This is a genomic window from Sphingopyxis yananensis, from assembly GCF_020687785.1.
GTDB classification, from domain to species: domain Bacteria; phylum Pseudomonadota; class Alphaproteobacteria; order Sphingomonadales; family Sphingomonadaceae; genus Sphingopyxis; species Sphingopyxis yananensis.
Genome location: NZ_JAJEWI010000001.1, coordinates 21,549 through 32,922 on the forward strand (window position 1 = coordinate 21,549; position 11,374 = coordinate 32,922).

Below are 11,374 nucleotides of genomic sequence, written 5' to 3' on the forward strand. Positions count from 1 at the left end.
GAGGCTCGTTTTCCTGTGCAGGTTCTTGCTGTCTTCGTTGTGTTCATATTCGCTCGATTGCTCTGACCCCAAAATAGGAATGGCTTCAAAGCGGAGGTCAGATTGAACAAGCAATTTTTCCGTGCTTTTGGTCCAGCGGTGGGACGGGTGCCATGGACTGAGGCGGTTCGGGCGGGCGTTGGTGCGCTTGTCGGGTTGGGGCTGACGGGCCTGTTCCTTTTGTCTCCCTTGATTGATTTGCAGCAGGGTTTGTTTCTGATGGCGCCATTTGGGGCCAGCGCCGTGCTGCTTTTTGCGGTGCCGAACAGCCCCTTGGCCCAGCCATGGTCTGCGATTGTTGGAAATGTGGTCGCGGCTGTTGTCGCAATTGCAGTCTGCATGATCGTGCATGACCCGATTTTGAAAATTGCGATTGCCGTCTGCGCTGCCATTGCCACGATGATCCTGTGCCGCGCTTTGCATCCGCCCGGCGGGGCGATTGCGATGACGGCGGCATTAAACCCTGATTTGGTTGAAAGGCTAGGATTTTTCTATGCTGTGGCACCTGTCGGGGTGGGGACATGCGCCTTGGTGGGGATTGCTATTGGCTATGCCCATTTGACGGGGCGGCGATATCCCTTTCGTCAATTTGATGAGCCCAGCAAACATGCCACTCATGACCGTAACCCCAGCGAGCGGCTGGGGTTGTCGCAGGACGAGCTGGCGGATATTCTGAAACAATATCGACAGTCATTTAACTTGGGTGTCGAAGATTTGGCGCGTTTGATTGGCGCTGCGGAACTGCAAGCGGCGTCCCATAAAACAGGGCCTTTGTACGTTGGCGATATTATGTCGACGGATTTAATTTCGGTAGGACCGGAAACGCCGGTTTCCGAGGTGTTGGATCTGTTCAAGCGGCATCGTTTCACATCTTTGCCGGTGGTGCGCGATGATCAGGAGTTTTTGGGTATCATTTTTCAGATCGACGTGATCGATCATTTCAAGAATAATCTAGCGGAGCATATGCGCGGCATCGCATCACAGGCGGGGCGTATGTTCCGCATCGAAACAGCCACTGCTGGCCGCATTATGCAAAATAGGGCTCCGCAGGTGAGGGCTGAAGATAGTGTCGCATCTTTGTTGCCCTTGATGGCGGATGGCGACGTGGACGCTGTGCCTGTGCTGGATGGCAAGCGCATTGTCGGCATTGCGACACGCACGGATTTGGTTGCTGGTTTAACGCGAATGGCGGCGAGGGTGGATGATGATGCATCCCGAGCCATTGCCCCTGCGGCACCATAATCTTTTGTTGGCATGCTGGGGTGCGATGGAGAGCGGCCGCACCCTTTGGGATGATTTGTCTTTCGATATGGCGGCCACATTATATTATGTGATCGCCCAGTCTGATGCTAGCTATGCCTGATGCGCCAAATTGTCGAAGTGATCGTAAATGATCGGATGCAGCAGGGGTATCGTTACGCCCGAACGGAAGCATTTGGGCAGGGCTTTGACCCTGATTTTCAGCCGGAGTTAACGCCTGCGCAAATGCTCAGTCTTGGGGTGTTTTGCGGGAAATATATGACGGACTGCCAGCAAGAATTTCCCGCTGACTGGTTCCTTGCGGCGAAGCTGGCACCCAGACAGCCGGATTGTTCGCTCAATTATTTTGGGGTGCGCGCCAGTGTCCCGCTTCGTGTTTGGATTGAAAAAGGCTGGATTTATCCGGACGATCCGCGCGGGTGGTTTCAATGGTATTGTCGTTATTATTCTGGACGGAGGTTGCCCGAAGAGGATCGGCGTCAGATCTCACGCTGGAAAGCATTTCGGCGTCATGCTGCGCAAGTGGTGAAAAACTGTAATCCAGGCGATCCATTCTGCCGGCCCAAGCAGCGCCAAGCATTGTTACAATGGGCCTATGATAGCCGTGATTTGTAATGTGCCAAGAGTCGGATGCGTAGGGCGCAAGGCGTCGGATGCGCTGGTCTGTCTGCCCCTAGCCCTAGCTTGCAAAGAGCTAGGGCTAGGGATTGCACGGACGGGCGGCGCAATCATCAGATTCGGCAGATCAAACTAGCGTGTGCAGATGGACCACGCCGCCCCAAGGCATTGGTTTAAATATACCCCGCCGCCCCATGTCGTGCGTCAGTCGGCGCTTCGAGCGGAATGGCTAGCGCCTAGATGTTGGGATTTGGGTCTGGCTGTGATGCTATGGCGGTTGTCGCGAAGGTGGCTGGCCATTTGGTGTTGGGGCTTTGAGGGGACTTTCGTCGTTGCTTTTGCTTTCGCGGGCCGAAAAACCGACATGTTGCTTGGCCGAGCGGTGCGTTGCAAATAAGCTTCGAGTGAGTCATCCATTGCGTCGAGCCATCGCGTATGATGCGGAACAGCGTCCGTTCCTGTCATCACGGATGTGTAGCAGCGGTTGCGATACCCCATGATATCCGCCTTTTTATCCTTTTTCCATTGCAAGAATATTTGATTAACAGCCTTGATATCAATGGCAGGATAATCCGTTTGCCGAATTAACCGGTCAATATAGGCGCCTTGAAATTCAAAAGCATTGGCATCGGTTTCAATCTCATCTTCCAATTCGCGCCAATGTTGATTGGCCTGCTCCATTTTCTGTGCGGACGGAAGCGCGATACGGCCCATGATGATGTCGCGCGTCAGCCACGCTTGGGCATCAAACATGTTAAAACTATACCATAAATCCTGCATCCCTAAGTAGAAGAGTTGCGGATTGGGCGTAAATGTGACGCCTTCGTAAAGATCAAGAGGCCATAGTCGATTGCTTGTTTTCAAGCGTAGCGCGTCCGGCAGGAACGGGAAGTCATGCCGATAACCGGTGCATAAGATGATGGCATCGACATGCTGGGTCGATCCATCTTTGAAGTGCGCAACATTGCCGTCAACGTGGGCGAGCAATGGCTTTTCGGTCCAATTATCCGGCCAGTCATAGCCCATAGGCTTGCTCCGATAGCTGGTGGTCACTGATTTTGCGCCATATTTATAGCATTGCGAGCCGATATCTTCGGCTGAATAGCTGGAGCCGATAAGCAGGACATGCTTGTCCTGAAATTCCGTTGCATCGCGGAAATCATGGGCATGAAGTATGCGGCCTGGGAAATGGTCGAAGCCAGAGAATTCGGGCATATGCGGCGTGGAGAAATGGCCTGTGGCGACGATAACATGATCGAACTCGCCGGAAATTAGGCGATCTTCCGTGTAATCCATGCTTGTCACGGTGAATTTTTTGCTGTGTTCGTCGAAGGTTACGGATTTCACCGCCGTGTTGAAACGGATGTATGGCCGAACCCCTGCTTTTTGAACTCTACCTTGGATATAGTCCCACAATACTTCGCGCGGGGGGTAAGATGAAATCGGTTCACCGAAATGTTCATCAAAACTATAATCGGCAAATTCAAGGCACTCCTTCGGTCCATTGGACCAAAGATAGCGATACATGCTGCCGTGAACGGGTTCGCCATTCTCGTCCACGCCGGTGCGCCAGCTATAGTTCCACATGCCGCCCCAGTCTTTTTGCTTTTCGAAACAGACGATCTCGGGGATGTCTGCGCCTTTTTGCTTGGCGGCTTGAAAAGCTCGCAACTGAGCAAGCCCCGATGGGCCTGCACCAATGATGGCGACACGTTTTTCTTTGGACATAATCTACCTATTCAAATGAGCACCCGAGGGCTGCGTTAGCCGTATCGTGGGTCAGAAAATGAAGGTTTCGGATATCAGGGGGCGGACGAAGGTGCGCGGCGATGACGCGGTGCGCAAAGCCAAAAAATCCACCCAGAACAGTAAAATGTTCAAGCTATATGACGGTTGTCAAATCCGAAATAAATTAAGTTCACAACTCAATAAAATTGTTAGAAATTTAAACAATAAGAAGTAAACTTTTTGTGATATTCTTAAAGATATATTTAAGAATATAATTTAAATTTCACGCGATCTCCCCGTTATTTTTGATCAAAAATAGCTAGCATGATCATGAGAGAATTGCAAATTTGAGGAATGTGATCAACCTAAATTGATATGGTGATAGATCTAATCTAATCATATGCTTGACATGCATTTGGCAACGGATTTTCAAGCTTTTCACCGCTCCGAACGGCGGGAGAAATTGCGATGTTGCTGGATTTTTTATTGCTAATTTTATTCGCTCTCATGCAGGGCCTGCTGGGCTCTTGCATTGTCATAGATGCCGTAAATCATGGTCATGCTATTAGCCCGTCTTTGTGGGCTAATATTTAATGACCTTGTGTATAGGGTGTCCGGTATGTTTGGTGAGGGCGCTGCGATCCAGCCGGGAGTGGTGTGCAGTCGAATTTGCTTGACGATTTTCAGTCAAGCATATGTTTTTAAATGAATATTATTAATTCTTCGGCGATGGTTTGGCGCGAAATCTGTTGCAAACCAGATGCCCCGCAATGACACGTCGGGCTTAGGTCTTGTGGCGAAAGCTGAGGGCGCAATATCCTATCGGAACGCCGCTTTACCCGCGCGCGTTTCGTATGCCGTATAGAAAAAGTTGAGCGGTTTCTTGTGAGTAGCGACGACGCAGTTCGGAACTGGGAAGCTGTGTTGAAGTGACGAAGCGGACCGCAAATGTTGATAGCAGATAGAAAGCTAGGCGTGCGGCGTCACTGGCTGGTGGAGCATTGAATTGCTGTAAAAGGGTGCTCAGCGCATCGCCCACTTTTTGGGCGCGTAAATCATGAAAATTTCGCGCCAAATCACCGACCAGTTCAATTTCTTCGATGATCAAGCGGTGCATTTCTATGCTGCATGGGCTGAGGTTGAGGTCGAGCATTTGCCTTGCGAACAAGGCTAGCGCGCTTTCGAGATCAGCAGGCCGATTGTCTATTGCAATGGGCTGGTTATAGGTTTCGAAAATATGGCGTTGAATGATGTAGCGCAGCAGCTTTTCTTTATTTCCAAACTGTCGATAAATTGTGGCTTTACTGACATGTGCCGCCGCTGCCACGCGGTCTATGCTGGCACGGTGATAGCCTTGGGTTTGAAACTCTTTTTCCGCGGCGTTGACCAGCGCCAAAAGCTTGTCGGGTGACAGGCGCAGTGTCGCGGTTCCGGCCAGCTCTGGTGCATGGAGCGGCGGTGTTTCATGCGGCGGTGCGGGTTCGATCGGCATATTTTGATAGCCGTTCAAGAACAGATGGACAGCCCGCGCGGCAATGGTTGCTCGGGCATTGGCATCAGGTTTGGGGGCACCCAGAAAATAGCGAGACCCCTCGACAACAAGGCCGCCGAAGCGAATGGCCATAGCTTGGGGATCAATTGGACCAATTTGGCCGGTAGAACGAAGCTTTTCCAAATAGTCGGCCAATGGCTGCGAGGTGCGAAGCCGCTGGATGTGAAGTTCTGAGGCCAGTTCGGGGAAGTGACGTGCCGCAGCAATATTGGCGCGGAACATGCCAAAGCTGATCGAGCTGAAATAGCCTTCGAAGACCCGGAGGCCATAGCGCGTTAATGTGGTCTCCACATCCTGAGTGTCATCCACGGCTGTCATATTGAGCCATGCTTGGTCCAATGTGCTGCGTACCGTCGCTTCGAAGAGCGCCAGTTTGCTTGGGAAGCTTTCGTAGATGCTTTGTTTGCTCATGCGTGCTGAGGCGGCAATCATGTCGACGCTTGTCCGCTCGAAGCCAGCGGTGAAAAACACCGAGCCTGCTGCTTCTAAAATGCGTGCGATGGGGTCGCGCGGGGCCGTAACATCGTTCATCGGCCACGCTCTTAGGTCGAATGCGAATCCGATGTCAACGTGCGTTGATCATGTGCTGCGCAGGTTGGTCGGCGCTTCTCAGGCCGGTCGGGGTGGGCCTTTTGAGGCTGAATTTGCCGGTCCATTCACCAAAGTTTCGGCCACGGCATAAAATGGCGTCTGGCAATGGCAGCGAGACAGGGGTTGTTTTCCTTTTAAAAATTTCTTGTACGGACGAGTTTCGTACATTACGAATATGCCCAATCATCAAGAGAGGCCAATTGCCAAGAGAGGAATGCAATGACTGAGACAATGGGGGCGTCTGTCCAAACCAATGGCGGTGTCGCCGTGATTACGGGCGCTGCGAGTGGAATTGGAACAGGTTTGGCGCGCAAGGCGCTGGCGCTGGGGATGAAGCTGGTGATCGCGGACGTGCGTGCCGAGCCGTTGGAGGCCTTTGCTGCGACGCTGGATGGTGAGGTACTGGCTGTCCCGACCGACGTGCGCGACCTGACTTCGGTGGAGGCATTGGCCGAGGCGGCCTATGATCGCTTTGGTCAGGTTGATATGCTGTTCAACAATGCGGGCATCATGGCGACGGGCTTTAGCTGGGAAATTGAACCCGAGCTTTGGAACCGCGCGATGTCGGTGAATGTTGATGGTGTTCAAAATGGCATCCGCGCCTTTGTCCCGCGCTTATTGGCGGCAGAGCGTCCCGCCCAGATCATTAACACGGCGTCGGTCGGCGGTTTTCTGCCTGCGCCGCTGATGGCACCCTATTCCGTCAGCAAAGCGGCTGTCGTCGCGTTGACAGAGTCGCTGCATTATGAATTGCAGATGATTGGCGCGCCAGTCCGCGTGTCGTTATTGTCGCCGGGTCCGGTAAAAAGCGGCATTTTTGATGATCCCTTTGGTCCCAATGTCAGCCCCGCTGCAGCAGCCTTCGTCGACACGATGCGATCAATGCTGAATGCCAATGGTCTGACCCCCGACGAATTTGCGGAACTGGTTTATGAAGGCCTAGCCGAAGGTCGCTATTGGTTGTTCCCTCAGCCCGAAACCATCGACGCGCCATTCCAGCACCGCGTCGCGTCCATGATGGACCGCGTCAATCCCCAGTTGATCGATTTTTCGGAGTTGTAAGTGATGCGCTTTTTGATTGCGATGCTGTTGGCCAGCGCGACCACCCCTGTGCTGGCACATGATGCCCATTTGAACGTGCCCTTTTCGGCTCCGGAAAATTACACAGAACATGCCAAGCTGTTCCAAGAACGTGTGGTGCGGGTTGGAAATACCCCTGTTTGGCAGATTGAATTTCAGGGCATGAGCCTGGCTGTCGTCGAGGGGCGCAACGGTCTGATCATGATCGATACCGGAATGAATACCGATATCGCCCGCGCGGCCTTGGCAAAAATCCGGCAACAGATTTCCAACAAGCCCGTGAAGGCCATTATTTATACTCACCATCACCCCGACCATATCCACGGCGCTGGCGTGTTTGTGGACCGCGCCGATGTCGAGGGCGGCAAGGTGCCCATCTATGCCTCGGCCAATTTCTTGAAGGAAATGGCCGACGAAGGCGTGGCTTTGCTGCCGATCGTCGCCAACCGCGCGGCCTATATGTTCGGGTTCAGCCTGACCGGAGAGGAAGCGTCAAACTATCACGTCGGATGCTGCGGTGGTCTGGGTAAGCCCGGAAAGAATGAATCGGCCTATATTCCGCCCACGCAATTTGTGGACGTCGACGGCGAGCGCGACATTGAAATTGAGGGTGTGAAGCTGCACCTATTTTATACGGGCGGCGAAGCGGGTTCGCATATCGCGGCTTGGTTGCCAGATCATAAGGTGTTGGTATCCGGCGACGAAGTGCAGGGACCAACCTTCCCGAATCTGCACTCTATGCGCGGAACCAAGATGCGCGACGCCAATCGCTGGGTGAATGCCTTACGCCGGATGCAGCGCTATGATGCAGAATGGATGCTGCCAATCCATGGGCCAATCGTGAAGGGCAGGGCCGAGATTAAGTCGCTGTTGGCGGGCTATGAAGATGCCATTCAATATACGCACGACCAGACGATCCGCTTGATTAACAAGGGTGTGACCGAAGCAGAATTGCCGGATGCCTTGGGCCCGCTGCCCGAATGGCTGCGTTCCGAACCTTATACCACCGAATATTATGGCACAGCCGCTGATGCGGCCCGCAGCTATTATGTCGGCTATGTCAGTTGGTTTTCGGGCGACGCGACCGACTTTACACCAACGCCGCGTGCGGAACGTAGCAAGCGGGAAGTGGAAATGATGGGTGGACGTGACCGCGTGTTGGAAACCGCAACCCAAGCCTTGAAGGGCGGCGACGCGCAATGGGCCGCGGAACTGACGACGATGTTGATCGCCATGAATCAACAAGATATGGGCGCCCGTCAGTTGAAGGCTGCCGCTTTCCGCACCTTGGGTTATGCGACTTACAATTCCAACCGCCGTGGTTTTTACTTGATGGGCGCATTGGAATTGGAAGGTAAGCTGAATCCGCAAGGGCTGACCGCTCGCTATATGAATCCAGAAAATATCAAGAAAATGCCGGTGGCCTTGATGCTGGAATCCATCCGCTATCAGGTGGACCCTGCACGTGCTGGGGCGCAAGATATTGGTGTCGCGCTGAACATTGCTGGCGAAAAGGCCGCTTGGGCGCTGGAGTTGCGCAACAGCGTGTTGAAGGCGCGGCCCGGGGCGGCAGGGGCCTTGCCTGTTGTGACGCTGGACCGTGCGGCGCTGGGTGAATTGGTCGCTGGTGCTGCCAGCGTGGACGCCTTGACCGCCAAGGGGGTGATCAGCGGGGAAGGGGCAGCCGACCTCGCGCGTATTTTTGCTACCATCGACCTTGCACCAGCGCCGATTAACCTCGTCGTTCGCTAAGGTAACAGGCGCAGCTTTATGTCGTGAAAACGGCATAAAGCTGCGCCTAAATTATATGTAGCACGTGATATGCGTTTCCCAGTGTTGCAAAAATACGCATATCTACAAATTTTGACATTGGTGCGTTGAATTGTACGAAACCATTGCGTACAGGGGCGGTCCGTCTGATGGAAGACGGAGAAGTTCAGCGCGGTATCGCGCGTCAGCAGGGAGAGGAAATATGCAGGGCCTCGTTTCACGGCTTGCCATGGCAGCTTGTTTATTGACGGGCGTGTCGCCCGTATTGGCTCAGGACAATGTTGCAGAAGAAGCCGTGTCAGCGTCTTCGCAAGGTTCGGGCGGATTAGAAGAAATCGTTGTTACCGCGCAAAAACGGTCGGAATCGCTGCAAAAAACCCCTATCTCGATCATGGCGATGACCAGCGCTGATCTGGAGAAGAAGGGCATTGTTGACCTGACGGATTTGCGCACGCAAGTTCCCGCCCTGCAAGTGACGCCGCACCCGAACAGCGCCACGACTGCGCGGGTTTTCATTCGCGGTGTTGGCAATAATGACGATCAGATCACGGTGGACCCCAGCGTTGCTGTCTATCTTGATGGCATCTATATTGCCCGCGGTCAGGGTCTGTCGGCTGAGATCGCCGAGATCGAACGGATCGAAGTGCTGCGCGGCCCGCAAGGCTCGCTTTATGGCCGCAATGCCACCGGCGGTGCGATCAACTATATCACCAAGGCTCCGACGCTCGGCGAATTTGGTGCCAAGCAGACGCTAGCGATTGGCAACTATAACCAGTTCCGTTCGCGCACTCGTGTAAATGTGCCGATCGGCGACACCATTGCGGTTGAACTGGCCTATCTGCACAGCAAGAAGGACGGTTTCGTCAAAAATCCGGGCACCGGCGTGAAGCGCTGGGGCGATCAACGCCGTGACGCCTATCGCGCGGCCATCCGCTGGCAGCCAACCGACAGCCTCGACCTACGTTACAGCTACGACCGTTCGGACATTAATGATACGCCGCCGTATATGGTGCTGACGCCATTTTACCCCAACACCGCTGACCGCCCGACTGCTGGTTCGCCGCACGTTCGCGGTTTGATGGCCAATGATGTCACGTCGCAGGGCCATAATTTGACTGCCAGCTGGGACGTTTCGGATAGCGTCACCATCAAGTCGCTGACCGGCTATCGCAAGCTGTCAAACAACACCTATCAGGATTATCTGACCGGTGCTATCGGCAATGTTAACCCCTTTTTCGTGACTGGTTTTGATCAGAAGCAAAAGCAGTTTAGCGAAGAACTTCAAGTCATTGGTTCGCTGTTTGACGACCAAGTCGAATATGTCCTTGGCAGCTATTATTTCGACGAAAAGGGCGACAGCGCCGATTTTACCCTTGTTCCGAACAGCTATCGCAACAATCGCGCCGCGACGATCCACAACCGCGCTTATGCGGCTTATGGTCAAGTGACGGTGCGTCCTTCGTTCATGGAAGGCCTGTATCTGACGGGTGGTCTGCGTTGGTCGCGCGACGAACGCGAAGCAACGCGCGCTTCGGTGAATACCAACCTTACGGACGACAGTGTGACGGCGGATGTTCCGGGTGTTGGCAAGAACAGCTTCTCGGATGTCAGCCCCAGCTTTACGCTTGGTTACAACATCAACCCCGACGTCAACGTCTATGCCAAATATGCCATGGGCTATAAGACCGGCGGGTATAATTTGCGGGCAACCACAACGGCGCGCTTCAACGCTGGTTTCGGTCCCGAAACGCTTAATTCGCTGGAATTTGGTGTGAAGTCGAGCTGGCTGGACAACCGCCTGCGTGCGAACCTTGCGGTGTTCCGTTCGCAATATAAGGACATCCAGACCAACGTTCAGACCAATCCACTGCGTCCACAAGACACCGATATCTTCAACGCTGGCAAGGCTCGCATCCAAGGCTTTGAACTGGATCTGACCGCCAAGCCAACCTCGGCGTTCACGGTCACAGCCAATTATGCCTATCTGGACGCCAAGTTCCAGCGCATCATCGACCCGCTGACTGGCAACAACATCACGTCGAACTTTACGTTCATCGAAGCGCCCAAGCACACTTTGACGACCAGCGCGGAATATGCATTCCCCGAAACGTCAATCGGTTTGCTGACGGCCAACATCGATTATTTCATGCAGAGCAAGAAATCGACGGCAACGGGTGATGCGCGCTATGTGATTGGTGACTATGGCTTGCTCAATGCACGCCTGACGCTGTCGGACATTCCTGTTGGCTTTGGCAATTGGCGTGTGTCGGCCTTCGCCAAGAACCTGACGGACAAAGCCTATTATGTCACGCATTTCACAGCAGGTGCCCCCGGCGCGATCTTTGGTGAACCGCGTAACTATGGTATGGAACTGACCTTCGAATATTAAGGGTATAAGCAGGTGCCCCATTTGCTTGGCATGTCGGGGCACCTGCTATGATATGCTTTCGCTGCGTCGCAGCGCGATGTGGTGAAAGCTGTTCAGAAGGTGGGATTTCAATCACATCTCCTCAAATTCACCTTGGAACTCCGGCAATGGGTTCCGAGGTGATTTTGTTTTTGGACCTATATGTATGATCTATGACGGACGGTAATCGCGTAATCTAATGTGAATTATATTTTTGCGTGCCCTCGGTTTCATGCAGCCGATACAATCACTCTGCCACATCTCGTTAGGGTAGGCGGTTTTGTTATGAAAAGCGTTGGCGGCGTAAATCACGACATTGGCTGCGTTGC

At 53.5% G+C, this 11,374-nt stretch carries 7 protein-coding genes; 5 read left to right on the forward strand and 2 right to left on the reverse strand.

Going from position 1 to position 11,374, the window contains the following annotated elements; genetic code table 11:
• The first annotated feature begins 102 nt into the window (after positions 1-102).
• Both LKO31_RS00120 and LKO31_RS00125 read left to right on the forward strand, forming a co-directional pair.
• Positions 103-1,281 carry an HPP family protein gene (locus tag LKO31_RS00120; RefSeq protein ID WP_227688056.1) on the forward strand — a complete coding sequence of 393 codons (1,179 nt, stop codon included), beginning with the start codon at positions 103-105 and terminating at the stop codon, positions 1,279-1,281.
• 120 nt (positions 1,282-1,401) lie between these two features.
• A complete protein-coding gene (locus LKO31_RS00125) occupies positions 1,402-1,914 on the forward strand; it encodes a hypothetical protein (protein ID WP_227688057.1) in 513 nt (170 codons plus the stop codon).
• A 207-nt stretch (positions 1,915-2,121) separates the two neighbouring features.
• Here LKO31_RS00125 and LKO31_RS00130 read toward each other — a convergent pair whose 3' ends face one another.
• On the reverse strand, positions 2,122-3,645 hold the full coding sequence (locus LKO31_RS00130; RefSeq protein WP_227688059.1) for a flavin-containing monooxygenase: 1,524 nt from the start codon (positions 3,643-3,645) through the stop codon (positions 2,122-2,124).
• An 835-nt stretch (positions 3,646-4,480) separates the two neighbouring features.
• Positions 4,481-5,728 carry a TetR/AcrR family transcriptional regulator gene (locus LKO31_RS00135; RefSeq protein ID WP_227688061.1) on the reverse strand — a complete coding sequence of 416 codons (1,248 nt, stop codon included), beginning with the start codon at positions 5,726-5,728 and terminating at the stop codon, positions 4,481-4,483.
• 279 nt (positions 5,729-6,007) lie between these two features.
• On the opposite strand from LKO31_RS00135, the gene LKO31_RS00140 reads away from it, so the two are divergent.
• The 3 genes from LKO31_RS00140 to LKO31_RS00150 all read left to right on the forward strand — a co-directional run bounded on the left by LKO31_RS00140 (position 6,008) and on the right by LKO31_RS00150 (position 11,027).
• A complete protein-coding gene (locus tag LKO31_RS00140) occupies positions 6,008-6,850 on the forward strand; it encodes an SDR family NAD(P)-dependent oxidoreductase (protein WP_227688062.1) in 843 nt (280 codons plus the stop codon).
• A gap of 3 nt (positions 6,851-6,853) precedes the next feature.
• A complete protein-coding gene (locus LKO31_RS00145) occupies positions 6,854-8,620 on the forward strand; it encodes an alkyl sulfatase dimerization domain-containing protein (RefSeq protein ID WP_227688280.1) in 1,767 nt (588 codons plus the stop codon).
• A gap of 220 nt (positions 8,621-8,840) precedes the next feature.
• The gene (locus LKO31_RS00150; RefSeq protein WP_227688063.1) at positions 8,841-11,027 is read left to right on the forward strand and encodes a TonB-dependent receptor; all 2,187 of its coding nucleotides are present in this window, start codon (positions 8,841-8,843) and stop codon (positions 11,025-11,027) included.
• The last annotated feature ends 347 nt before the right edge of the window (positions 11,028-11,374 follow it).

Excerpts from the sequence above, each read along its gene's own strand:
- LKO31_RS00125 (WP_227688057.1), top strand. The coding sequence starts at position 1,402 with ATGCGCCAAATTGTCGAAGTGATCGTAAATGATCGGATGCAGCAGGGG.
- LKO31_RS00130 (WP_227688059.1), bottom strand. The coding sequence starts at position 3,645 with ATGTCCAAAGAAAAACGTGTCGCCATCATTGGTGCAGGCCCATCGGGG.
- LKO31_RS00135 (WP_227688061.1), bottom strand. The coding sequence starts at position 5,728 with ATGAACGATGTTACGGCCCCGCGCGACCCCATCGCACGCATTTTAGAA.
- LKO31_RS00140 (WP_227688062.1), top strand. The coding sequence starts at position 6,008 with ATGACTGAGACAATGGGGGCGTCTGTCCAAACCAATGGCGGTGTCGCC.
- LKO31_RS00145 (WP_227688280.1), top strand. The coding sequence starts at position 6,854 with ATGCGCTTTTTGATTGCGATGCTGTTGGCCAGCGCGACCACCCCTGTG.
- LKO31_RS00150 (WP_227688063.1), top strand. The coding sequence starts at position 8,841 with ATGCAGGGCCTCGTTTCACGGCTTGCCATGGCAGCTTGTTTATTGACG.